22 protein-coding genes are annotated in these 24,935 nt (G+C 34.5%); 4 read left to right on the forward strand and 18 right to left on the reverse strand.

Going from position 1 to position 24,935, the window contains the following annotated elements:
- Positions 1–40 precede the first annotated feature (40 nt).
- The 17 genes from ABFR62_04980 to ABFR62_05060 form a co-directional block, all read right to left on the reverse strand.
- On the reverse strand, positions 41–1,042 hold the full coding sequence (locus ABFR62_04980) for a radical SAM protein (protein MEN8137767.1): 1,002 nt from the start codon (positions 1,040–1,042) through the stop codon (positions 41–43).
- A complete protein-coding gene (locus ABFR62_04985) occupies positions 990–1,790 on the reverse strand; it encodes an SDR family NAD(P)-dependent oxidoreductase (GenBank protein ID MEN8137768.1) in 801 nt (266 codons plus the stop codon). Before ABFR62_04985 ends, ABFR62_04980 begins: the two co-directional genes overlap by 53 nt.
- A gap of 11 nt (positions 1,791–1,801) precedes the next feature.
- A complete protein-coding gene (locus ABFR62_04990) occupies positions 1,802–2,056 on the reverse strand; it encodes a hypothetical protein (GenBank protein MEN8137769.1) in 255 nt (84 codons plus the stop codon).
- Between the two features lie 11 nt (positions 2,057–2,067).
- The gene (locus tag ABFR62_04995; protein ID MEN8137770.1) at positions 2,068–2,361 is read right to left on the reverse strand and encodes an iron-sulfur cluster assembly protein; all 294 of its coding nucleotides are present in this window, start codon (positions 2,359–2,361) and stop codon (positions 2,068–2,070) included.
- A gap of 332 nt (positions 2,362–2,693) precedes the next feature.
- Entirely contained in the window at positions 2,694–3,470 is a 777-nt protein-coding gene (locus ABFR62_05000; GenBank protein ID MEN8137771.1) for a tetratricopeptide repeat protein, read from the reverse strand.
- A gap of 184 nt (positions 3,471–3,654) precedes the next feature.
- Positions 3,655–4,866 carry an NAD(P)/FAD-dependent oxidoreductase gene (locus tag ABFR62_05005; GenBank protein MEN8137772.1) on the reverse strand — a complete coding sequence of 404 codons (1,212 nt, stop codon included), beginning with the start codon at positions 4,864–4,866 and terminating at the stop codon, positions 3,655–3,657.
- Positions 4,867–4,907: 41 nt separating this feature from the next.
- Complete coding sequence (locus ABFR62_05010; GenBank protein ID MEN8137773.1) at positions 4,908–5,684, reverse strand: DUF4625 domain-containing protein; 777 nt, start codon at positions 5,682–5,684, stop codon at positions 4,908–4,910.
- 20 nt (positions 5,685–5,704) lie between these two features.
- Positions 5,705–7,072, reverse strand: coding sequence for a histidine--tRNA ligase (hisS, locus tag ABFR62_05015; protein MEN8137774.1), 1,368 nt, complete (start codon positions 7,070–7,072; stop codon positions 5,705–5,707).
- Between the two features lie 71 nt (positions 7,073–7,143).
- Complete coding sequence (locus ABFR62_05020) at positions 7,144–8,949, reverse strand: long-chain fatty acid--CoA ligase (GenBank protein ID MEN8137775.1); 1,806 nt, start codon at positions 8,947–8,949, stop codon at positions 7,144–7,146.
- A 19-nt stretch (positions 8,950–8,968) separates the two neighbouring features.
- Positions 8,969–10,093, reverse strand: coding sequence for an N-acetyl-alpha-D-glucosaminyl L-malate synthase BshA (gene bshA / locus ABFR62_05025; GenBank protein MEN8137776.1), 1,125 nt, complete (start codon positions 10,091–10,093; stop codon positions 8,969–8,971).
- Positions 10,094–10,254: 161 nt separating this feature from the next.
- Complete coding sequence (locus ABFR62_05030) at positions 10,255–10,911, reverse strand: hypothetical protein (protein MEN8137777.1); 657 nt, start codon at positions 10,909–10,911, stop codon at positions 10,255–10,257.
- Positions 10,898–13,807 (reverse strand): glycoside hydrolase family 3 N-terminal domain-containing protein, encoded by a 2,910-nt coding sequence (locus ABFR62_05035; GenBank protein ID MEN8137778.1) that lies wholly within the window; start codon positions 13,805–13,807, stop codon positions 10,898–10,900. The genes ABFR62_05030 and ABFR62_05035 overlap by 14 nt, the downstream gene beginning before the upstream one ends.
- A 182-nt stretch (positions 13,808–13,989) precedes the next feature.
- Positions 13,990–14,787: a (Fe-S)-binding protein gene (locus ABFR62_05040; GenBank protein MEN8137779.1), complete on the reverse strand. Its 798-nt coding sequence runs from the start codon at positions 14,785–14,787 to the stop codon at positions 13,990–13,992.
- A gap of 2 nt (positions 14,788–14,789) precedes the next feature.
- Positions 14,790–15,224, reverse strand: a complete 435-nt coding sequence (locus tag ABFR62_05045; protein ID MEN8137780.1) for a phosphoheptose isomerase — start codon at positions 15,222–15,224, stop codon at positions 14,790–14,792.
- Between the two features lie 195 nt (positions 15,225–15,419).
- The gene (locus ABFR62_05050; GenBank protein ID MEN8137781.1) at positions 15,420–16,742 is read right to left on the reverse strand and encodes a (Fe-S)-binding protein; all 1,323 of its coding nucleotides are present in this window, start codon (positions 16,740–16,742) and stop codon (positions 15,420–15,422) included.
- A gap of 58 nt (positions 16,743–16,800) precedes the next feature.
- Positions 16,801–17,748, reverse strand: a complete 948-nt coding sequence (locus ABFR62_05055) for an MlaD family protein (GenBank protein MEN8137782.1) — start codon at positions 17,746–17,748, stop codon at positions 16,801–16,803.
- A gap of 56 nt (positions 17,749–17,804) precedes the next feature.
- Complete coding sequence (locus tag ABFR62_05060) at positions 17,805–18,926, reverse strand: N-acetylmuramoyl-L-alanine amidase (GenBank protein MEN8137783.1); 1,122 nt, start codon at positions 18,924–18,926, stop codon at positions 17,805–17,807.
- Between the two features lie 308 nt (positions 18,927–19,234).
- Here ABFR62_05060 and ABFR62_05065 point away from each other — a divergent pair, with 308 nt between their 5' ends.
- The 3 genes from ABFR62_05065 (at position 19,235) to ABFR62_05075 (ending at position 22,874) form a co-directional block, all read left to right on the forward strand.
- Positions 19,235–21,913: a putative LPS assembly protein LptD gene (locus ABFR62_05065; protein ID MEN8137784.1), complete on the forward strand. Its 2,679-nt coding sequence runs from the start codon at positions 19,235–19,237 to the stop codon at positions 21,911–21,913.
- Between the two features lie 30 nt (positions 21,914–21,943).
- On the forward strand, positions 21,944–22,321 hold the full coding sequence (locus ABFR62_05070) for a RidA family protein (protein MEN8137785.1): 378 nt from the start codon (positions 21,944–21,946) through the stop codon (positions 22,319–22,321).
- A gap of 139 nt (positions 22,322–22,460) precedes the next feature.
- On the forward strand, positions 22,461–22,874 hold the full coding sequence (locus ABFR62_05075; protein MEN8137786.1) for a CBS domain-containing protein: 414 nt from the start codon (positions 22,461–22,463) through the stop codon (positions 22,872–22,874).
- 74 nt (positions 22,875–22,948) lie between these two features.
- On the opposite strand, the gene rocD is transcribed toward ABFR62_05075, so the two are convergent.
- On the reverse strand, positions 22,949–24,193 hold the full coding sequence (gene rocD, locus ABFR62_05080; protein ID MEN8137787.1) for an ornithine--oxo-acid transaminase: 1,245 nt from the start codon (positions 24,191–24,193) through the stop codon (positions 22,949–22,951).
- 365 nt (positions 24,194–24,558) lie between these two features.
- Here rocD and ABFR62_05085 point away from each other — a divergent pair, with 365 nt between their 5' ends.
- Entirely contained in the window at positions 24,559–24,867 is a 309-nt protein-coding gene (locus tag ABFR62_05085; protein ID MEN8137788.1) for an isoamylase early set domain-containing protein, read from the forward strand.
- Positions 24,868–24,935: the final 68 nt, after the last annotated feature.

The raw sequence follows: 24,935 nt of genomic DNA on the forward strand, positions 1-24,935 counted from the left end.
TATCTTTTGTCTTTTGTCTTTAATCAGTCACCGCCACTAATCATTTTTTAATTTTATTTTGATAGAACATTCCTCTTGCCAGATTAATGGCTTCAATTTTACCGTCTGCCTCCAACACATCGAGGTATTTATTCAGTTCGTTGATATGTATACCCAATGACTGAATCAAATCATCGGCCGTACACGGTCTGCGCAAAATGGTTTGTAAAATTGTAGATTCTATGTCTCCTCTGTACGACTGAACATTTTTACGCTTATTAACCGAAGAAATAATTTCAATATTATCCATTCCCCATAAATCAACTATTTCCCGAAGTTCTTCTTTTGTGGAAGGATGCAGATTTGCAAGCACCCCCGGACGATCCAAAGTGTTTAACTGTACAGAATCGGGAGAAATTTTATCAATTGCTTCTTTTAGAGCTTCATAATCTTCTTTGGTATTGTTATACTCCGGCAGAATAAATATTTCAAGCCAGATTTTCCCGTTAAATTCTTTTCTAAAATCAACCAATCCCTGAATTATCTTATCAAGTTCTAAATATTTCGAAGGTCGGTTTATCCTTTTAAAAGATAAATTTAAAGCCGAATCCAGTGAAGGTAAAACAACATCAGCATCCAATAGCTCTTCACGTATTTTCTTATCGTACATAAGTGTACCATTAGTCAATACAGCAACCGGAATATTGGGTTTGTTCTTTTTTATAAACTGCAATACATCTCCAATTCTTGAATTAAGTGTAGGTTCACCCGAACCGGAAAAAGTAATAAAATCAGGGTCGGGATTATTTTCGAAATAATGAGTTAACTCCTGTACTACCAAATCATAAGGAATATATTCATCTCTAACGATAGTTAAATTAGTTGTTTTACCTACTTCGCAATAAACACAGTTCAGTGTACAAACTTTTTTGGGTACCAAATCAACTCCCAAAGATATACCTAAACGCCTTGAGGGTACCGGACCAAACAAATATTTATACATTTTTATCTCAATAATATTTATGACTAATGATCCAAAGCTTTTCACGCGTAGATTTATCATAAGATATATCTGCCGATTTTACCGATTTATCATTCATGAAATATTCACCGCTTACGCCTGTCACTTCTTGCGAATCGGCCAAATACAAAATACGTTTAGCTCCTTCATCGACTGAACTTCCAATAGCTCCCCATCCGGCTTTCAACAATTTTGTATTTATTACCCCCGGATGCATTGTATTTACAGTAATATTATCATTCATTAACAGGTCACTTAATTCGTAAGTGAACAAAATGTTGCATAACTTAGTTAAAGAATATGCATTATCGCCCGAATAGAATTTTTCGGCATTCAGGTTTTCAAAATCAATACTATTGGCGTGGATCATTGAACTGACATTGATAATTCTAGCTTCCTGTGATTTTTTCAACAGATCCAGTAATTTCAATGTTAAATTAAATCCGGCAAGATGATTTACCATAAAATTTTTCTCCAATCCGTTTGGCAGAATAATTTTCTCTCTCTCATATATTCCGGCATTATTCACCAAAATATCGATATGTGAAAATTGTTTATGGATTTCATCGGATAGTTTCTTTATTTCTCTAAAAGAAGAAAAATCAGAATTGAAATAATACACGTTTTTGTTTTGTGTCTGTTTTATTATTTCATCCCTGATTTCTCTGCCTTTTTCTATATTTTTTCCGTGCATTAACAATACTGCTCCACCTTGAGCCAGTTTGTATGCAGTCCGTTTTCCAATACCGTCGGTTGCACCTGTCAACAATATTATCTTGTTGCTAAGCATAAATAATCATGTTATTTTTTCTTATCCAAAAGTGCTTCATTTACCATTGTATTTCCACACTCAGGACACTTAAATTCCGTGCATTTTACTCCTTGCTCATGAGGAATTTTTGCACCGCATTTAGCACATTCGCAGTAGCTGTCGGATCCATATCCACGACCTCTACCACTTCCGGAATGTCCACGTCCGCCACCACTGCCTTGTCCTCTGCCTTGCCCATGACCAAAGCCTCTGCCCTGTCCATTACCTGTATTTCTTCCATTCATAACTTATGTTTTTACATTCCTACCCAGCCCTCTGCTTCCAGTTTCATGAATCTCGCTTTCTCTTCCTCTGTCATGGTTATGATATCGTAATTAAAATCCACACCCAGAGCCTTAATCGGTTCATAGATCGAATAAACCAACTGATCTGCAATTGGAATCTCCGGAAAAGGAAAAGCAAATGTTACGTTAGCCACATTGTCTTTTAATTCTACTTCTTTTATTATACCCAAATTTAATAAGGAATTTGCAATTGCAGGATGTTGTACTCCTGAAATTACATCAATGACATCGTGTTTTGTCTTCATTATCGATATATTAGAAATTAAACCCAAATATATAAACGCAAACACTATTTAGAGATAGATTAAATAAGAAATGTATTAAAAGTGATAAAATTCTATATTTAAACTGATGATGGTCAACTTTCTACCTTTAAAGGTATATTTTCCTGCTGCAGATTACAATACTGAAGATATTGAGGGTAAACAAACTTATAACAAACACGCTTACACACCTCTGTTATGTTTATCGTTATACTCCAAAAAAAAGAATGGTATATATGTAAAAGTCACTGGTGATTAATCCATCGCCAGAAGATTAACAGCCTGTAACTTTTAGAAAAAATTAAACTAATATTTTATTTTACAGAAACACTGTCGGCAATTGATTTAGCCTTCATAGCCTTTTTATAACTCCACAATGAATCAATTCTATAAGCTATTATATAGTTATCATGCGCTTTTTGATAATCTTCGATTTCCATGTAATAGTCTCCTTTTGAATCGTAAGGATTAGGAATATTTGGAGAGATTTCAATATACTTATCAAATGCAACCTCCGCTTTATCATATTGCTCAAGGTTCATATAAGCATAACCAAGCATATTATACAGGTAATCGGTTCTTTCTGCTATTTCTATAGCACTATTTATTGTAGAAACCATTCCTTCGTAATCTTCGATACACCTTTGAAATCTGGCCAGGTGAAGATATGCTTCTACATCTTTTTTATATAATTCAACCAGCTTATTTCCAATATCCGTGAGGTCTGCTTTATTATTCTCCAATAATCTTCCAATTGCATCTTTTAGGAGTAATTCTCCTTTGCTTAACTCTGCCGTACAATTCTCTGCATTTTTAGCGTATTCAACAAATTTACTCTCATTATCAAAAAAAAGATTTAATGTAGCAAGTCGGTAATTTGCCATAAAAAAATCAGGATCTTCTTTTAGGGCTTCTGTCATTAATCTTTGAGCTTCATTCATATAAACACCTCTAAAGGCTTCCATAGCTTCGTCATAAAGCTGGCTGGCTGTTTCCGAACTTGTAGTTATGGACATCTTCTTTTTATTAAGATTGTTACATGCAACCACTCCCATTGCAATGACAACGATAAAAATGATTAGTTTTTTCATGACTATGAGCTTAATTCAACTTATTCATTTCCAATACACTAGTAAAGATAACTCATAAATAACTCTAAATCAAGATTTTGCCCTATATATAACACTGTATAAAACAACTTTTTTGCGATGGTTGTAGTATAGTTAAAATGTAGTAGAGGTAATCGAAAATGAACTTTTAGATATGCTTATCAGGCTATTCCGTGATTGCCTCCGAAATAATCCATGCCCCGGTCCAGGCATTTTGAAAGTTGAATCCTCCGGTAACGGCGTCAATATCCAAAACTTCACCTGCCATGTATAAATCTTTATGCACTTTACTCTCGAAACGTTTGAAGTTAATTTCTTTGAGGTTTACACCTCCGGCAGTTACAAATTCTTCTTTAAACTTAAATCTTCCATTAACAAGAAACTCTCCCTGCGTGAGTTCTGATGCCAGATTATTTATTTGCTTTTTACTCAGATCAGCCCAGTTTTTTTGTTCACTGATATCTGATGCTGAAACCAAATTTTTCCATAGACGGTTTGGGATATCGAAACTATTGGAATTTATTACTTTTTTCTTCGGATTTGAATCTCTTAAATTTTGAAGCTCTTCCCAAACCGAATCGTAATCATGACTAAAAAGCCAATTGACCTTAATTTTGAACTGATATGATTTTTCGAACATCGCCCTTGCTCCAAACGAGGAAAGTTTGAGGATAGAAGGGCCACTCATCCCCCAGTGCGTAATCAATAGAGGTCCGCTCTGTTCGGGAATTTTAGATTCCAACATACTAACGGTTGTATTTTCAACAACAAGCCCCATTAGTTCGTCAATCCTCTTGTCTTTTATCTTAAATGTAAATAATGAAGGAACCGGTTTCACAATATTATGGCCAATACCTTCAAGTAAACTCCAGATTTCTTTGTTCGATCCAGTTGTGATAACAAGTTTTTCACAACTGTAACTCTTTTTTTCACTTTTTACTTCAAACATATCCTTTTTATCAAAGGCTACTATATTTTGATTTGTAAAAACATCAATCTTATATTTTTTGGCTTCTTTGATAAAGAGATCAATTATTGTTTGCGAATCATCGCTTTCGGGAAAAATACTTCCGTCATCTGTCACATAAAATTTCACGTCTCTACTTTCGAACCACTCCAAAATATCGCCTGAAGCAAAGCGGTGAAAAGGCCCCAGAAGTTCTTTGTTTCCTCTTGGATAATATTTTGTTAACTCTTTAGGATCGTAACAGGCATGAGTAAAGTTGCATCGTCCCCCTCCGGAAATTTTTACTTTAGCTAAGACCTTGGATGATTTTTCGAGGATACAAATGCGTTTCCCCGGATTTTTTTCAGCAATATTAATAGCTGAGAAAAAACCGGCTGCACCACCACCAACTACAATTATATCGTACTTCATATAATTCGATTATTGTAAATTGTATATAGAAAACGTCCTGATCAGTTTACTTTAAAAGTTTCAATATGTTGTCCTACACTACCCGCCTTATCACCGGCAAGAATTAATAAAACATAGCTTCCAGCAGGTGTTCCTTCCGGTATTTCAATTTTTTCAGAGAACACAACATCAATTTCTTCATCCTGCGGAACTTCGTAGTCAAAAATATTGTACTGATAATTATCGTCAGCGGCTCTTACAATATACCTGAGTATAGACAAGCCCTTTTCAGCACTTACTTCACCTTCCAATTGAAATGAGCCTCCTGCATTCACCTGAAACATGCTAAAATCAGGATTTGTAACAACAAATGAAGGCATATCTTCCCTTTCAACAATAAAACTAGCCATCTTAAATTCAGCGGCATTTCCTTCTTCATCAGTTGCATAAACCACACAGTGATATGGACCCGCCTTAGCTTCCGCATCAACTTCTTTCATGAAAGTTACAATTTCTTCGGTTCCATTTACGCTACCACTTTTTGTAAAACCCCAATCGACCAGATTAATCGCCTTTTTATTTAATTCAACAGGCAAAATATGATTATGGCCATCTCCTGCAAAATGCACATCAAATTGATAGGAAGCTAATTCTTGATTATCTGTAAACTTAGCAGAAAATTTTATATTCGATTCTGGGAGGAATCCAATCCGATTTTCATCATTTGCATCAGTAACTTTCAATTCTTTAATTACGGGAGACTCAGTATCATTTCCAATGCTCTTTGAGCACGAACTGAACAGTAATACAGACAATATTGTTGAATAGAATATTTTCATTAATTGATGTTTGAAAATGATTAAATGTCTATCTCTGACAATTGAGAAAAAGCAATCTTATTTTGCTCTCCGCTTTCCATATTTTTAATTGTAATTTCACCGGAATTCATTTCTTCTTCCCCTACTAACGCAACATATGGGATACCTTTTTTATTGGCATAGTTCATTTGTTTTTTCATTTTAGAAGAATCGGGATACAATTCAGCGTTTATCCCGTTTTCGCGAAGCTTTTTAACTGCTTTCAAACAATAAACAGCTTCTTTTTCTCCGAAGTTAACAAACATCACATGAACACCTTCACTTTGGGTATCAGGAAAAAGGCCTAATTCCTCGAGAACTAAATAAATTCTATCCAATCCAAAAGAAATACCAACACCTGAAATCCCTTTCAATCCAAAAATTCCGGTAAGGTCATCATATCTTCCTCCTCCGCCTATAGATCCCATCTTTACACCGTGGGCTTCCACCTCATAAATTGCACCGGTATAATAATTAAGGCCTCTTGCTAGAGTAACATCTAAGACCAGGTCTGCAGTTTTTAATCCGATTTCTTCTACAGTTGAAATTACAGTTTTTAACTCCTCTACTCCTTTTATCCCTATCTCTGAATCAGATAAAAGACCGGATAACTTTTCCAGCTTTTCACTGTTCGATCCTTTAAGCTCGAACAATGGCTGAATTTTAGCAATAGCTTCATCAGAAATACCTTTATCTCGCATTTCCTGCTTCACTTTATCTTCACCTATTTTATCAAGCTTATCCAAAGCAACAGTCATATCGATCAACTGCTCACTGATATCGGCAACATCGGCAACTCCGGCTAAAATTTTTCTGTTATTAAGTTTAATCCCAACATCTTTTAAGCCCAGCTTGTAAAAAACCTCATCATAAAGCTGTACAAATTCAACCTCCTGTAAAAGGGAATTACTTCCTACTACATCCGCATCGCACTGATAAAACTCACGAAAACGTCCTTTTTGCGGCCTGTCGGCACGCCAAACCGGCTGTATCTGATATCTCTTAAAAGGAAATGTAATATCATTATTGTGCTGAACCACATATCTGGCAAAAGGAACTGTAAGGTCGTAGCGAAGTGCTTTCTCAGAAATTGAAGACGTAAGTTTTGTTGAACTTTTCTCATTCAACAATTGTTGATCAGCCTTTTTCAAATAATCTCCTGAATTCAAAATCTTAAAAATCAACCTATCTCCTTCTTCCCCATATTTCCCCATTAAAGTCGATAAATTTTCAAATGAAGGTGTTTCAATTTGTGAAAACCCAAACTTCTTAAATGTATCTTTAATAGTTGAAAACAAATAATTTCTCTTTGCCATTTCAACGGGAGAAAAATCTCTTGTACCCTTTGGAATACCAGGTTTTTGTGCCATTTATTTTTTTATATTTCTAATTATTCAATATTATTTTACAACAATTTCACCCTTACATATAAAATACAAAACTATATATTCTGTTTTGTCCCGTATAAATCGTGAATAAAATGTTGGAATTTTTTTATAATAATCTTTCTTCTAATCTTCAATGTTGGAGTGAGTTCACCTTTCTCCATACTAAACTCTTTTGGTAAAAGTTTAATCTTTTTAATTTTTTCAAAATTAGCTAATTCTTTCTGTAATTCAGTAACTTTCTCATCATAGAACTCTTTAATTTTTGGTATTGAGATCAAATCCTCCATATCCTTAAACTTAATCTCCAGAGAATGAGCATACTCCTTTAAAGCAGCGAAATTAGGCACTACAAAAGCTGTTACAAAAGGTCTTTCATCACCAATTACCATTGCCTGTTCTATAAAATTATCATCGGTCAGCATAGCTTCAATCGGTTGCGGAGCAACATATTTTCCTCCTGCTGTTTTCATCAGATCTTTTAATCTGTCTGTTATCACCAAGCTACCATCAGGATTTAACTGACCGGCGTCACCGGTTTTGAACCAGCCGTCTTCAAAAACTTCAGCCGTAGCTTCAGGCTTATTATAATAACCTTTCATCACTGTTGGACCTTTTACCAGAATCTCATTTTCTTTTCCTATTTTAAGTTCCAACTCAGGCATTAAGGTTCCTGTTGTTCCTAATTTGTAGCGATTTTCCGGAAAGGCAGTAACAGAAGCTGTAGTTTCGGTTAAGCCATAACCTATAGTAACCGGTATACCAACAGCTCTCATAAAAGCCTGAATTTCGGCAGACAACGGAGCTCCTGCCGTTGGACTCATGATAAGGTTCCCTCCTAAAACATTGCGAAGTTTTTTCAGAACAAGTTTATCTGCCAACCTCTTCCTTATTTTTAAACGTCTGGAAATTCTCTTCCCGTTATTCTCAAGATCATAATATGCTCTACCCTGCTTAACAGACCACGCAAAAATTTTCTTCTTGGATTTTGAAGCATTATCAATGCCATTTTGAATAGCATTATAAACCTTTTCATACACCCGTGGAACCGTACAAAACAAAGTTGGTTTTACTTCTCCCAATGTTTCTATAATCAATTTTGGATTATCCAAAAAAGAAACTTTCACTCCCCTATGTATACAGTACAGAGTCCAGGTACGTTCAAAAACATGGCTCAAAGGCAGGAAACACAAAGAGTGGTCCTCTTCTGAAATGTTTGTAAGTCGTGCATCGTGAATTCTAAATGCAGAAACCAGATTATTATGGGTAAGCATTACCCCCTTTGGCTCTCCGGTAGTTCCTGATGTATAAATTAAAGTAGCTAAATCATCCAATTCTACTTCAGAAAACCTTTTATCAAATTCTGTTATCAGATAATCTTCATCTTCTATATCTGTAAAAGAATTAAAGTATATTGTTGATGGATTCCTCAGTTCTAAATTATCATTAAAAACTATGACTTGTTTTAAATTACTTTCATTGGAATCCAAAACCTCAAGAGCTTTTCCGTATTGCTCTTCATCACCTACAAACATCAGTTTAATGTTTGCATCATTTAATATATAATTCGCCTGTTTTGCAGTATTTGTAGCATAAATAGGTACCGTAACAGCCCCTATACTCATTATTGCAATATCTGTAAGCACCCACTCCATAGAGTTTTGAGCAAAAATTGCAATTTTTTCATCTTTCTCTACCCCTTTTTTCAGAAGTGCATAAGCAATATGCTTAATTCTTTTCTCAATATTATTCCAGGTAAATTCTCCCCAGTCCCCACTTTTTTTATCCTTAATACTAAAACCAATTCTTTCTGACCGTTTTCTTAAACTTTCAAAAATAGTACTTGTTGCCTGATTATTCATAACCTACCTCCCCTTTACATTAAACCCTTAAAGCCTTTGCATAAATTTCTTCATACAAAGGTACTATTTCATCGATATCAAATATCATCGACCTATTATATGCATTTTGTTTAAACTGATTTAGTCTCTCCTTATCATTTAATAAATATTCTCCCAATTGCGCCATCCTGTCAACATCTCCCACATCGCATGTAAAACCTGAAAAGCCATCTAAATTAACCTCCGGAAGTCCTCCTGTATTTGAAGATATTACGGGTGTTTTAGCAGCCATAGCCTCCAATGCCGACAAACCAAAACTCTCTTTTTCAGACGGTAATAAAAATAGATCAGAAAGGCATAAAATTTTACTTACATCATTACTCTTTCCAATAAAACGAACATCACTTTCAATTCCCAATTCTCTACACAATAACTCTGCAGAAACTTTTTCCGGACCTTCCCCTACCATTATTAACTTTGCAGGAATCTTTTCCTGTATCTTTGCAAAGATCTTAATAATATCAGATATACGTTTTACTTTTCTAAAGTTTGATACATGCGTAATTATTTTTTCCTGATCATTTGCCAGAGCATATCTGGGACATAGTTCTTCAAGCAAATGATAGTGCTTATGATCTATGAAATTAGGTACAACATCTATTTCCCGCTCTATTCCAAAAAACTCAATAGTATCTTCTTTCAAACTTTCCGATACGCAGCTTACAACATCAGATTTATTTATACTAAATGCCACTGCCGGTTTATAAAATGGATTTTTACCAACCAGTGTTATATCAGTTCCGTGTAGTGTAGTTACAATTGCTACAGAAATATTTTCCTCTGCCAGAATCTGTTTTGCATTATATGCGGCGTATGCATGCGGTATGGCATAATGAACATGTAACAGCTCCAACCCAAAATTCTTAACAGTATCAACTATTTTGCTCGTCAAAGCAAGTTCGTATGGTTCGTACTGAAACAAAGGGTACTCCGGAACACTGACCTGATGAAAATTAACATGGGCATAGAAGAAATCTAACTTTACAGGTTGGCTATACGCAATAAAATGGACCTCATGTCCCTTACCAGCCATAGCCATGCCTAGCTCAGTAGCGACTATGCCACTACCTCCATAAGTTGGATAACAAACTATTCCTATTTTCATCTGTCTATAATTTGTTTTTTTATCGGTCACCTGCCTGACTGCGTCTTGCAGGCAGGGATGGAACTCGCAAAACAAAATTTTAACATTCCCCTGTGGGGCAAAATCGTCGAAATTTTGTCATGCTCGTTTAATAAATTAAATATTTTACTTAAACAAAGTTACTATTTCTTTACTCCATTTTTATATTTAACCGTCTCCTTTAATTTACCTTCAGATGTGAAATACTTCCATTTACCTTCTTTCTTCCCTTTTTCATACTGACCTTCTACAGTCTTATTACCTGCTTCATCATACTCTAAAAACAATCCTTCCATTTCATTATCACTGAAAGAATAAACAGATTTATCCTTTCCATTTTCGTGAAAGAACTTAGCCTCTCCTACTATCTCTCCACCTTGATAGTTATAAATTGCACATATTTTTCCATCCTGATAAAACCACTTGCTTTCTCCTTCTTTCTTACCATCTTTATAAATTTCGGAACTAGTTAATTTACGTCTGTTTGAATACATCTCCACAACACCATCCAATAATCCGTTTTTATAATTCTGTATTACTGATATTCGTCCACGTAAATATGTAATTTGTTTTCCATTAAGTTTTCCGAATAAATATTCTTCCTGTTTTACCAGTCTTCCATTAGAATCAAGTTCTATCTGAACTCCGTTTTTTATAGTATCGCTATAGGTATTAATCATTTGTATTTGTCCGCTTGGGAAAAACTGCGTTAATACCTTGCTACTATTTTTCTCCTGAGAAAATACAGATACTGTTGAAAAAACAAAAGTTACGATAAGGATTAGTCTACTTTTTTGCATGTTTAATTGATTTATAAATTACACTTTGGATATCCGTTCTAATATTTTTTTCTGCTAATTTTACGTTTGTCGAAACAGGATATGTTCTATTTGAAAGAAAAACATATACAATTTTTTCATCCGGATCGGCCCATGCCAACGTGCCTGTAAATCCACTATGTCCGAAACTCAAAAAAGATACGCAGTCACATGAAGTACCACCACCTACCAATTGAGGTTTATCGAATCCAAGTCCCCGCCTATTATCCCGACTACAATAATGACACTTTGTAAAATTATCTATTGTTTTTGGATTAAAATAACGTTTTCCACCATAATATCCTTCCTGCAAATACATTTGCATAATTACAGCAACATCATAAGCATTGGCAAACACTCCTGCATGTCCTGCTACTCCACCCATCATGGCAGCTCCGGAATCGTTAACATCTCCCCACAAAATTCTTTGTCTGAAATAGTTATCAACTTCCGAAGGTACTATTTCTTCCAATGAATATTTATTCTTGGGTTTATAAGCAATTCTTTGCATCCCCAGTGGCCTGTAAAACCATTCTTCAGCCAGTTTATCCAACGTACTTCTTTGCTTATCCTCTACTATTTTTTGAAGAAAATAATATGGCAAATCACTGTATTTATATTCCAGTGTATCACGTAATTTTGAATGCAATACTTTATAATAAATTGAATCTTTATAATCGGTCCTCAGATATAGATTATTTGCTACTTTTAACTTGTGCTCAGAGTTATAATTCAAACTGTAATACTTTTTCTTATCTGCATGCCCGTTTTTGTCTAATGTCTCTTTGTAAAATGGTATCCATGGTTGTAATCTGGCGTAGTGAGCCATCATTTTTCTTAAAGTCAGATTAGCTTTTGATGTAGTATCTAACTCCGGCAAATATTTTTTAACAGGAACCTCCATATCTATTTTCCCCATATCTACCATCTTCATTACAATAGGGGTTGTGGCAAGTATTTTTGTCAATGAAGCAACATCATACAAATAATTATTTTTTATTTTATCCTTCTTCTTATAAGTTTTATAACCAAACGATTTGTTGTAAACTATTTTACCATTTCTGGCTACCAACACCTGAGCTCCGGGCATAATAGTATTGGATATCGCTTTATTTACTATTGAATCAATTTCATTTAATACTTCGAAACTCATACCTTCCAAATCGGGAGTTGAATAAGACAAACGGCCAATTTCACTATAACTCAGCGAAGTACCTATTTTATATTTCTCGCTAATAGAAACAGGCAGTACACCTTTTGGAGAGTTAGCCCCAAAAATTGTTGCTGCAGCATATTCCTGCGATATTTTAGTGTTTTTATATGATACCAAAATGGCATCAAAATTTTCATCTTTACCCAATTCTTTTAAACTATATGGGTTTCCAATTAAATTAAGAACGACCTTCCTGCCATCTGCCAAATCATCTATTTGATTTCTAAGCTCTTTAATTCTTTTTTTAAAGACAGCAGGATTTCTCCTGCTTGAATAAAATGGATTATCAATCGAAATAATCAGAGTAGAACTTTTATCTACCAGACTTTTTACTTTTAAAAAATTCTTACTGCTTATTCTATAGCTATTAATATTACCGTAATCATTTAGCCTTTTACTCAATTCGGAGAATTTATCTCCTCCAAAAACAACATGAGCTATTGGCGATTCAACATCCACTATAGGTAAAGTTTCATTCTTATTTTTTATCAGGGTGAATGACTCTCTGGTAACTTTCCTTATTACATCTATCGAATTTTGCGAATTCAAATCCTCAAGCAGATTATTAGTATCAACGGGCTTATAATTACCTAAATTGGCCCAATATTTTGCCATCAATATTTTCCTGACACTTTCGTCAAGTCTTTCAACAGAAATATTTCCATTGGCTATTTCTTCTTTAAACTTTTTTACTGTTTTAGAAATACCCATTGGATATAACAATACATCGTTTCCTGCTTTAAAAGCCTGAATATTTACTTCCTCGTTAGTTCCATATGTTTGTGCACCAACCATATTAAGAGCATCAGAAAGAACTAAACCTTTATAGTTCATCTCTTTCTTAAGTAAAGAGTCTATAACCTTTGAAGATAGAGAAGACGGCAGATTTAAATCCGGTTCAATTGCAGGTATCCTTAAATGAGCAACCATCACTGCAGGCAGGTTGTTTCTAATTAACTTTTCAAACGGATAAAGTTCTACATCTTTAATCCTGTCAATATCTGCATTTACATTTGGTAAAGTTTTATGGGAGTCTTTCGATGTATCACCATGTCCGGGAAAATGCTTTGCACAGGCTAAAATCCCATTATTCCTATATGCATCAAGTGATGAAACCGAAAACGAAGCAACCACTTTATTATCCTCTCCAAATGACCTGCGGCCAATTACCGGATTTTTAGGATTAATATTAACATCAGCAACCGGCGAATAACTCATATGAACCCCTAATCTTTTACATTCGTTGGCGATTACTTCAGAAACATAATAAGAATTCTCAACTTTATTGCTCGCTGCAATTACCATCTGTAAAGGTAGGCGGGGTGTATTTCTAAGTCGCATCGACACCCCCCACTCAGCATCCATAGCTATTAAAAGCGGTATTTTAGATAATGACTGATATTTATTGGTAAGTTCTACCTGTTTTAATGGATTTCCCTCAAAAAAGATCACGCCTCCAATGTGATATTTCTTAATTAAATACTCTACATTTTTTTCATTTGTATTATTACCATTAGAAAATGCATCAATAGCAAACAACTGGCCTATTTTCTCATCTATAGTCATATCGTTCATTATACTATTGACCCAAGACATTTGCACCTCACTAACATACAATGGAGAACGACTATAATCGTTTTGAGCTAAGGAACTTACCCAGCTCATTATTAATAATAAAATCGCGCTACACTTTAATCTCATTTCTACAATGTTTACTAAATATTATACCAATAACAACATGAAATGCACCTTATAAATTCATTCCCTTTAGCAGATATTAGTTATAAAAAAATTCCCTGCAAATTATTAATTCGCAGGGAATTTATGGTAATAAAATTTAATCTTTATTAAAGATTATTGGCATTTACAATTATCTCCGCAATATCCAATACTTTTATCTTTTCATTCAAGTCTTTAATTTTGATTCCATCCGTAATCATAGTATTACAAAACGGACAACCTGTAGCTATAACATCAGGTTTTACCTCTATAGCCTGTTCGGTTCTTGCCTCAAAAACTTCTTTATCGCCTTTTTCGGCCTCTTTAAACATTTGTGCACCACCTGCACCACAGCAAAGAGCATCCGACTTACAGGAATTCATCTCAACTAACTCACCTTCTAATTCTTTTAACAAATTTCGGGGAGCTTCATAAATATCATTAGCTCTGCCAAGGTAACAAGGGTCGTGAAAAGTAATTCTTTTCCCTTTGTATTCTCCTCCTTCAAGAGTTAGTTTTCCCTCATCTATAAGTTGTTGCAACAACTCAGTATGATGGATTACATCGTAATTTCCTCCTAATTTGGGATACTCGTTTTTTATAGTATTAAAACAATGCGGACAGGCGGTAACAACTTTCTTTACTTCATATGCATTCATTATTTCGATGTTTGTCATCGCTTGCATCTGAAACAAGAACTCATTTCCTGCACGTTTAGCCGGATCACCGGAACACGATTCCTCGGTTCCCAGCACAGCAAAACTTACATCTGCCTTGTTTAATATTTTCACAAAAGAACGCGTTATTTTCTTAGCCCGATCATCGTAGCTACCTGCGCATCCTACCCAAAAAAGTACTTCCGGTGTTTTCCCTTCAGCTGCCATTTCAGCCATTGTGGGAACGTATAACAAATTTTGTTTACTCATTTTTAACTTTTAAAAACTTCAATGGTAAGTTCTTTTTTAACCATACTGGTGAATTTACCTTTATATCTGGTAGATCGCACCTTATGGCTATCAATCCAATGATAGTTTCCACCTCTGGGTTTCCCCATAATAATTCCGTGATACTTAAAGCCGCATTTATTTAACCACTCTTCAGTAATCTCACGTAACTCTTCCTTACGGGAAGTAAAAAATGTAACCTCATGCCCTTCGTTATACCAATTATTAATTGTTTCCAGAGCATCCGGATAAGGATCAGCAGTCAACATTCTTTCCGGTTCTTCGTTTGGTATATCATCGCAAACTGTTCCGTCTATATCGATTAAATAATTCTTAATAGACTTTGGTAATACCGGACTTATATGTTTACCATCTTTAACAACATCTTGAAGTTGCTTTTCAATATCCTCCTTTTTCATTAACTGACTTATGTTGATTTGTTAATTTTACAAAATTACAAAAATACAGTCCTATCCCCGATTAAAAAGTGAAACTAAAAAAAGAACTAAAACACAATACTATAACCTGATGCTAATTTTACAGTCTACAAAAACTCAACTTTACAGCAGATTACCTTATAAATCAGAATCAGATCCTGATCGAATATAATACGTTTACTCTTCGTCTTTCCAATTTAGCCTATCTGCTATAGAATATTGCCAAGGAGCTCCGTTATTTTCAATATTTGTCATCATCATATTTAATTCAGTTGGAGCGGCCGATTGCTCTAAAACCAAATAACGACGAAGATCAACAATAATAGAAATAGGATCTATCAATACAGGACAGGCATCAGTACAAGCATTACAAGTTGTACAGGCCCAAAGTTCTTCAGGAGTTATATAGTCATTAAGTAATGACTTACCATCGTCCTCGAACTTTCCTTTTTCATCAATAATCTTTCCAACTTCCTCTAACCTATCACGAGTTTTCATCATAATATTTCGGGGAGAAAGTACTTTTCCAGTTTCGTTTGCCGGACATGCAGCAGTACACCTACCACACTCGGTACATGTATATGCATTCATTAATTGAACCCAGTTAAGGTCAAGCACATCACTTGAACCAAGTTTACCGGGCTCTTCTCCTCCTCCAGCTGGTTCTGCATATGGATCAGCATTAGGATCCATCATTAATTTAACTTCGTTAGTTACGGCCTCCAGATTATCGAGTTCTCCTTTAGGCTGAAGTTTTGCGTAAAATGTGTTCGGAAAAGCAAATAAAATATGTAAATGTTTCGACCAATACAGGTAATTCATGAAGAATAGAATTCCTGCAATATGAAACCACCACATTCCACGTTCCAGAAACACAAGTGATGTTTCACTCATTCCCCCTAACAGTGGTGCGATATATTTGCTAACTGCAAACTGGCTTGTAATGTGGTAATGATCTGCGCCCAGTTGCTGTAAATTCCAATCTGCCGCATTCATTATTAAAAATGCCGACATCAGTAAAGTTTCAATATAAAGAATATTGTTAGCATCATTAAATGCCCATCCTTTCATCTCCGGCTTATGGAAACGAGATAGCTTCAAAATATTTCTTCGAAGCCAGAATATTACAACTGAAACGATAACCAAGAGAGCTAAAAACTCGAATGAATTAATTAGGACACTGTAAAAACTTCCCATGAAAAGGAAAATTCTATGGGTCCCTAAAACTCCATCGATAATAATTTCCAGCAACTCGATATTAATTATTATAAAACCGGCATACACTATAATATGTAATATACCTGCTAATGGCTTTTTGGTCATTTTGCTCTGACCGAATGCAACCATCAATACATTTTGCCACCGTTGAGAAGAATTGTCATTCCTATCGACATCCCTTCCAAGCTTGACGTTGCGAATAAGTTTCCCCATGTTTTTTGCAAACATGTAGATACCTCCCGCCATCATCACGACAAATAAGACATTGGATAAATAGTTCATATTAGATTAGTAATAAAATTGATATATATTGGTTATTCTTATTAATGGTTAATTAATTCTACTCTGAATACAATGAGTCGGTTACCGGTTTCTCATATTCCGTATTTTTCCTTCCAAATACAGAAACATGAACATATCGCTTGGGGTTTAGCTTTAAGTCTTCCAATAAATCATGTAATTCTTTTGTTGATGCTGTTAAATTATTATAAAGCTTTTCATCTTTGATAAGTTTGGAAATTGTTCCATTTCCATTATTAACAGAATCCAGTGTCGTATTTAAACTGCTTAAAACATCATTAAAACTTTTAACTGTTGAAGCCAGTTCAACATTCGACAGAGAATCGGAAAAAGACTTTAGATCATAAGACATTTCACTTACATTTTGGAAAATAGTATCAATCGAAGCACTATTTTCCTTGAGCTTATTACTTACAGCAACAAAATTCTCAAGGTTAGTACTAAGGTTTTTTATGACCTTTCCAATATTTTCGCCATTCTCACCACCGGTTAACTTTCTAATATTAACAGATGTTGAATCAAGAGATACCATCAGGTTCTCTATCTTCGTTTTTAAGGGTTGTACTTCATCATTAAGCACTGTGGTTATACCAGGTTCAATAACCCCTCTTAAAGTATCACCTGAACTTGCTACTAATTGACCTTCTTTAATATCAATTGAAACTGACTTTGCCCCCATCAAATCGGCGCCGTAAATTTTAAACAAACTGTTTGTTGAAAATGGAAAACTGTCATCTACTTCTAATTTCACCAGCAACTCTCCCGACATATCCGGAAGAAATATTATATCGGAAACACTTCCAATTTGAAGTCCGTTAATTGTAACAGGACGCCCTTTTGTAAGACCGTCAACATTTTGATATTTTGCATAAAAAACCCGGGTCTTTTTTAAAACATTTCTGCCTTTTAAAAAGTTGTAGCCCCAGATAAATGCTGCAACTGATAATATTGCTATGATTCCTGCCTTTATTTCGCGTGATATCTTCATATTTTATTTATCCTTTTCTTATTTGGATGCTTTATAATACTATATTTAACTAATAGCTATTCACCTTTTATTGTTTTCGCTTCTTCTTTAAGTGCCTCATCTAAAGAAATTCGTTTATCTTCTTTGAATGCAACAATAAAGGCACCGTTAAATCCTTTTTCTTTCACAACTTTCTGCCTCGAAATTACTTCAAGATAGTCAGAGCTCTTATAATATACATACTTATAATATGCACCTTCCTTGTAATAAGAAACATTATCCAATCCTTTAAAATAACTGGAATTCTCTGATAGTTTGTTTTTCGAAATCATGAATTGCACCGCATACTTGATAGGCGAATCACCTTCCTCAATCATTGTAGTCTCAAAGCTGAGATCATTTCCCGCAATGGTTTGATCATCCCAATAACTTTTATATTCTTTAAATGCTTGGAAAAGAGAATTAGCAATTTTATTTTGTCCTGATTCTGACATTAATAGCTTAGCATCTTTATCGTTCGATAAGAAACCCAGCTCGGTAAGAATACTTGGCATGTAAGTTTGGGCCAGAACCCAAAAACCGGCCTGTTTAACTCCTCTATTTTTTAAAGGCGTACTGGTTTTAAAATTTTTTTGTACCAAAGAAGCGAGTATTAAACTCTTCTCTAAATATCTTTCCTGATCTAATGTCAATGCAATAATAGATTCTACGGAATTTGGATCGAAGCCCTGATAACTCATAGAGTAATCGTTTTCTAAAAAGATTACAGAGTTCTCCTTTTTGGCAACTTCAAAGTTAGCTTTGTTTTTATGCATCCCCAGAACATAGGTTTCAGATCCACTAGCATCTGTATTTTTATTCCCATTACAATGTATAGAAACAAAAAGATCTGCATCCTTTTTATTGGCAACTGTAGGACGGTCTTTTAGCTTAATAAAAACATCAGTTGTTCTTGTATAAACAACATTTACATCCTTCATGTTTTTTTCAACAAGCTTACCAAACTTTAAAGCAACGCTTAAAGCTACATCCTTCTCGTATCTCTTATATTTATTATTACCAATTGTACCGGAATCGTGCCCACCATGTCCGGCATCAACAATTATTGTGAAGTTATCACTATCCTGTGCATGGCTTATATTAATAAATAAACTAAAGGATATAATTAGTAAAGTAATTCTCCTAAATGTATTTTGCATCATTGTAATATTTAATAACCAAATATCATGTAAATAATAGTAATGTACTAATAAATAAACTAAATTTTCAGGTCAAAATTATAATATCAGAATTGTAAAACTAACAATTTGCTCTCAATTATTTCACAAAAGCTTTAACAATACTATTCAAATATGTTTAACAACTAACAAACTCTAACATATTACTTCCTTATTTACAGACATATAAGCGAGGTATTAAAAGGAATGTAAAAAGTGTTTTTATATGCTGTATTTTTAGTTAATTTTGATTTTTAGAATTTGTTGACTAGAAAGAGATAACTATAATTTTGTTAAGAAAAAAATCCAAAGCTCTATATATACTGATAATCATATCAGTAATTCACTTTTCACATATTATCGGACAGGTTGTACCTTCGAAAGATAGTACATCAGTTTCTACGGTTACTTCAGATAAAAACCTTGTTAATTCCAATTTAGTACAGGCAGAAAGCGACAGTACTCAAATCGACTCTCTGGCAAACAAACCAAAGGAATTTTTAAGCGATATTGTAAAATATACTGCAAAAGATACTATTAGAACTAAAGTAGTTAGCCAAGAAGTATATTTGTACAATGAGGCCGAAGTGAATTATGGAGATATAAACCTAAAGGCCGGAAAAATTTATATCGACTGGAGCACTAATACCGTTCATGCTACGGGTATTCCAGATTCTACAGGTACTACTGTACAAAGACCTGTTTTCACACAAGCAGGTAAAGTTTACGAAACAGATACAATAGCGTATAATTTTGATTCGGAAAAAGGATTAATTCACCATGTCAGAACTGAAGAAGGTGAAGGATATTTAACCGGTAAAAAAGTAAAAAAGGTTGAAGACGATGTAATCTATGTTAAAAACGGTTATTTCACAACCGACACAAAAGAGCATCCCGATTATTATTTGTGGGCCAATAAGATAAAGGTGGTTCCCGGTAAGGAGATAATTACCAGTTTTACACAAATGTATATTGCTGATGTACCAACTCCTCTGGTTCTCCCATTTGGGTATTTCCCAACTACCGAAAACAGAAGGTCAGGATTGGTTTTCCCTACATTTAACTTCACGGAAACTCAAGGTTACGCACTGCAAAATGGAGGTTATTACTGGGCTTTAAGCGATTATTTCGATTTAATGCTTACCGGTGATATTTATACTAACGGATCTAATGGTATAGGAATTAAATCGAACTATGCTCTCAGATACAAATTTAGAGGATCATTAAATTTTAGATTCGAAACAATAATAAGGGGAATTGAGGGACGTAGTGATTATTCAAAAGCAAATAATTACTCCATCCGATGGTCGCATTCGCAGGATCAGAAATCAAATCCTAATCTAAGATTTTCGGCAAGTGTTAATATGTCCAGTTCAAAGTATTATCGCCAGTCGTTCAATCAGATCAATAACGACAATCACCTGAACAATACTATGAACTCCTCTGTTTCTCTTGTAAAAAACTGGGATGAATTACCATTCAGGATGTCACTTACAGCATCACACTCACAAAACAACAATACAAATTCGGTAAATCTTACCTTGCCAAATATCAGGTTTGATGTTGACAGACAATTTCCTTTTGCTCCAAAAAACGGATCAAAAAAAACCTGGTACCATAACATAGGGTTATCTTATAGTATGAGGGCTGAAAACAAAATCGAAACTACAGATTCGTTAATGTTTAAACCTCAGATGTTCGATGATATGAAAAATGGTATTGAACATAATATTCCAATAAGTACCAGTTTTAAAGTACTTAAATTCTTTACCATTTCTCCTTCTGTAAGTTATAAAGAAAGGTGGTATTTAAACAGTATTCAAAAAAGTTGGGATGCGGAAAACAATTTAGAAGTTATAGATACAATTCCGGGGTTTGCCCGTACCAATGAATTTAATTTTTCTGCAGGTACAAGCACGGTAATATACGGAATGTATAATTTTGGCAAAAAGGCAAAAATTCAGGCACTGCGCCATGTTATTAAACCAAGTGTTTCATACTCCTACAGACCTGATTTCGGAGATCCTATGTGGGGAAACATAGACTACTATAAACAAGGACCTCTGGGTGAGGTAATTGAATATTCAAAATTTGAAAACGGTGTATATGGATATGCAAGAGGTGGTCTTTCCAGTTCTTTAAATATGGCTTTGAAAAACACTCTGGAAATGAAAGTGCGGTCTGACTCTACAGAGGAAGGATCAAAAAAGATAAAACTCCTCGAAAACCTAAACTTCAGTACGTCTTATAATATGGCTTCTCCTGATTATAAATGGAGCCCATTAAGAGTAACCGGGGGAACATCGTTGTTTGACCGAAATATGTCGCTAAACTTCAACTCTACTTTCGACCCTTATGCACTGGTAAAAGACGATGATGATAAATGGGTTAGAATTCCGGAGTACAATTATGACCATACAGGTGACTTATTGAGGATGACAGCAGCAGGATTTACTGTTAACTATAGATTTACCAGCAAAAAAGGTGACAAAAACACAGGCGACTCAAACAGTGGAGGTCCGAATGAAAATATAGACCCCGGAAATAAAAAACTTTCCCAAGACGAAGGTCAGGACAGAGACAGAGGCAGTAAAGATAACGACAAAGCTGTAAAAGCAATTATGGGTTATTTAGACTACGATGTACCATGGAGCTTTAATATAAACTACTCATTCAGGTATACTAATGCCAACAATAACCCAAATGTTGTAAATACTCTTAACTTCAACGGTAATGTAAAGCTTACCGAAAAATGGGATTTTGGATTTTCGTCGGGTTATGACTTTGATAAAAAAGGCCTATCATATACCAGATTTAATTTTAACAGGGATCTGGATACCTGGAATATGAAGTTTGAATGGGTGCCATTCGGCCCACGTTCTACTTATTATTTCTTTATCGGTATTAAAGCTTCTATGCTTAAGGATCTGAAATATGAAAAACGAAAACTACCGGATAACCTCATGTAAACAGTTTAGCTAAATTAAATACTGAACATTATGAAAATTATCATTAATACAAATAATGCTCCGGCTCCTATTGGCCCCTATAATCAAGCAGTAAAGGTTGGAAATATGTTGTACACTTCCGGACAAATTGCGATAGATCCTGTAAGCGGAAAGTTAAAAAACTCCGATATTATTGAAGAAACTAACCTTGTTATGGCAAATATTGCGGCAATTTTAGAAGAAGCCGGAATGAATTTTTCTAATGTTGTAAAGTGCACTATTTTCATAAAGAACATGGATCAGTTTTCTGAAATTAATGAGGTTTATGGCAATTATTTTTCAGAAAATGCCCCGGCCAGAGAAACCGTTGAAGTGGCCAGACTTCCAAAAGATGTCAATATTGAAATATCTGTTATTGCTGCAGAATAAAGCAATAATTTCATAAATAATTTAAACGATGGACTAATACAGTTGTTCATCGTTTTTTTTATTAAATCTGTCTGTATTTATATCAATTACAAAGCTTTTTATTCGTAAATTTGAGTAAATAATATTAAAAATCAAGGTCATGAGAACAGATTCAATAATAAAAGATATCATGACTACACAGTTGATTACAATTCAAGAAACTGATAGTCTTGAACATGCACGCAAAGTATTTGAACATAACAAAATACGCCATATTATTGTTTTAAATAAAACAAAACTGGTTGGTATATTAAGTAATCACGATCTACTTCGCGTAAGCTTTGGAGATACCTATGGAGACGATCAGGTCAATATGGATGATGCCATTGTAAATATGCTAACGGTAAAAGACGTTATGCGCCACGATCCGATTACAGTTTCTACTAATACAACTATTGAAGATGCTATTTACATTCTGCTAAATCGTAGATTTCACTCTCTTCCCGTCGTTGACGATGAGCATTTAGTTGGTATTGTAACAACAACAGACTTCTTACGTTTACTTGTTAAATAAACATAACGCAAAAAAAAAAGGGTTTTTCTCGAATATCTAGAAAAGCCCTTTTTTTTATTCTTTAGATTAGCTCGTTATTTTTCAAATTCATTGAGTGTTTTTTCTATTATTGAAATACATTCGAGAATTTGAACTTCGGTCATAACTAATGGAGGGGCAAAACGGATAATATTTCCATGGGTAGGTTTTGCCAGGAGGCCATTATCTTTTAACCTGATACATATATCCCAGGCAGTTGAACTATCCTCACTATCATTTATAACTATAGCATTTAACAAGCCTTTTCCTCTTACAAGCTTTACCAGCAATGAATTCTCAATCACTTTATTCATTTCACTTCTAAACAACTCACCTAAACGCATCGCATTGTCAACAAGGTTTTCATCGACAACAACTTTTAGAGCCTCCATTGCTACCATGTTAGCCAGTGGATTACCTCCAAACGTAGAGCCGTGAACACCGGGTGTCATCACACTCATTACATCATTGTCTGCAAGCACAGCCGACACAGGCATTACACCTCCCGAAATTGCTTTTCCAAGTATCAAAACATCCGGTTTTATTTCGCTGTAATCTACAGCCAGCATTTTACCCGTACGGGCAATACCAGTTTGAACTTCATCAGCCACAAACAGTACATTCTTTGATTTACACAAGTCAAATGCCTCCTTAATATAAGTATCACCAGGTACAAACACTCCTGCTTCACCCTGAATAGGTTCTACTATAAATGCTGCAACATTTTCATCTTTCAAAGCTTCTTTTAAAACTGATATATTATTATACTCGATAGATATCAATCCCGGTGTAAAAGGTCCAAACCCGCTTGTTGCCACAGGATCATTAGAAGCAGATACAATGGTCACAGTACGTCCGTGAAAATTATTTTGGCATACAATAATTTTAGCCATATTTTCGGGGATGCCTTTTTTTTCATATCCCCACTTTCGTGAAATTTTTATCGCAGTTTCAACAGCTTCTGCCCCGGTATTCATGGGCAGTATTTTATCAAAACCAAAATACTCTGTTACAAATTTTTCGTATACACCTAATGTATCATTATAAAAAGCTCTGGAAGTAAGTGTTAAAGTCTTTGCCTGCTCAGTAAGCTTATTAATTATTCTTGGGTGGCAGTGACCCTGGTTTACTGCCGAATATGCAGATAAAAAATCATAATACTTATTCCCTTCCACATCCCATACAAAAACACCTTCTCCTCTATTTAATACCACCGGTAAGGGATGATAATTGTGAGCTCCGTGTTTATACTCTAAGGCGATTGCCTGTTCTGAAGTTAAATTTTTCGTTATATCGTTCATGGTTCTTGAACATTTTGATTATCAGAAATTCGATTCCTGCTATGGGGAGAAATCACCCTGGTTATTGAATGCAAAATACTAACATAATTGCACAATATAAAGCTCTAAGCTTATTTATTATATTCAAAAATTCAGCCACATTATCCCGCCACTCATTATCGCTTTATTTTCAACAAGTTACGATATTTTAATTATCTTTGCATAGAAGATTCATAGTCATAGCATTAAAGTTATTACAGAGTAAAGGTTTGTTGTTTTAGCCAACAAACCTTTTCTTTTTTTTCTATGAAAAAATAATAATTGTAATTTGTACACTTTGTATGTTTTTTCATATATTTGGCTTCAAATTCAAATAATTAACTACAATGAGCTTAAAAAAACAAATCTTAAAGACTAAAAACGTTTGCAAAGTGACATTTTCACTTTCCAAGGACGAAGTAAACAACGCTGCTACTGTAAATCTGGTCGGAGAATTCAACGAATGGAATGAAAGTAAAACTCCGCTTAAAAAATTTAAAAACGGAAACTTTAAGGTAACCGTAGATTTAGAAAAAGGAAAAAATTATCAGTTTAAATATTTGATCGATGGTGAAACATGGATTAACGATTCAAGTGCTGATTCGTATATACATAATGATTTTTCCGGTGAAAATTCAGTAGTGATTACTGAATAAGTGAATTACATTGGCAAAAATCTAAAAAAAGGCTGTTGACATTACTCAACAGCCTTTTTTATATTAAC

The sequence above is a fragment of the Bacteroidota bacterium genome, assembly GCA_039714315.1.
Lineage (GTDB): Bacteria > Bacteroidota > Bacteroidia > Flavobacteriales > JADGDT01 > JADGDT01.

Coding starts and splice junctions, on each gene's coding strand:
- ABFR62_05085 (MEN8137788.1), top strand. CDS start 24,559: ATGAGCTTAAAAAAACAAATCTTAAAGACTAAAAACGTTTGCAAAGTG.
- ABFR62_05050 (MEN8137781.1), bottom strand. CDS start 16,742: ATGAACTATTTATCCAATGTCTTATTTGTCGTGATGATGGCGGGAGGT.
- ABFR62_04980 (MEN8137767.1), bottom strand. CDS start 1,042: ATGATAAATCTACGCGTGAAAAGCTTTGGATCATTAGTCATAAATATT.
- ABFR62_05060 (MEN8137783.1), bottom strand. CDS start 18,926: ATGCAAAATACATTTAGGAGAATTACTTTACTAATTATATCCTTTAGT.
- ABFR62_04985 (MEN8137768.1), bottom strand. CDS start 1,790: ATGCTTAGCAACAAGATAATATTGTTGACAGGTGCAACCGACGGTATT.
- ABFR62_05005 (MEN8137772.1), bottom strand. CDS start 4,866: ATGAAGTACGATATAATTGTAGTTGGTGGTGGTGCAGCCGGTTTTTTC.
- ABFR62_05040 (MEN8137779.1), bottom strand. CDS start 14,787: ATGAGTAAACAAAATTTGTTATACGTTCCCACAATGGCTGAAATGGCA.
- hisS (MEN8137774.1), bottom strand. CDS start 7,072: ATGGCACAAAAACCTGGTATTCCAAAGGGTACAAGAGATTTTTCTCCC.
- ABFR62_05030 (MEN8137777.1), bottom strand. CDS start 10,911: ATGCAAAAAAGTAGACTAATCCTTATCGTAACTTTTGTTTTTTCAACA.
- ABFR62_05010 (MEN8137773.1), bottom strand. CDS start 5,684: ATGAAAATATTCTATTCAACAATATTGTCTGTATTACTGTTCAGTTCG.
- ABFR62_05070 (MEN8137785.1), top strand. CDS start 21,944: ATGAAAATTATCATTAATACAAATAATGCTCCGGCTCCTATTGGCCCC.
- ABFR62_05055 (MEN8137782.1), bottom strand. CDS start 17,748: ATGAAGATATCACGCGAAATAAAGGCAGGAATCATAGCAATATTATCA.
- rocD (MEN8137787.1), bottom strand. CDS start 24,193: ATGAACGATATAACGAAAAATTTAACTTCAGAACAGGCAATCGCCTTA.
- bshA (MEN8137776.1), bottom strand. CDS start 10,093: ATGAAAATAGGAATAGTTTGTTATCCAACTTATGGAGGTAGTGGCATA.
- ABFR62_04995 (MEN8137770.1), bottom strand. CDS start 2,361: ATGAAGACAAAACACGATGTCATTGATGTAATTTCAGGAGTACAACAT.
- ABFR62_05035 (MEN8137778.1), bottom strand. CDS start 13,807: ATGAGCTGGGTAAGTTCCTTAGCTCAAAACGATTATAGTCGTTCTCCA.
- ABFR62_04990 (MEN8137769.1), bottom strand. CDS start 2,056: ATGAATGGAAGAAATACAGGTAATGGACAGGGCAGAGGCTTTGGTCAT.
- ABFR62_05000 (MEN8137771.1), bottom strand. CDS start 3,470: ATGAAAAAACTAATCATTTTTATCGTTGTCATTGCAATGGGAGTGGTT.
- ABFR62_05075 (MEN8137786.1), top strand. CDS start 22,461: ATGAGAACAGATTCAATAATAAAAGATATCATGACTACACAGTTGATT.
- ABFR62_05020 (MEN8137775.1), bottom strand. CDS start 8,949: ATGAATAATCAGGCAACAAGTACTATTTTTGAAAGTTTAAGAAAACGG.
- ABFR62_05045 (MEN8137780.1), bottom strand. CDS start 15,224: ATGAAAAAGGAGGATATTGAAAAGCAACTTCAAGATGTTGTTAAAGAT.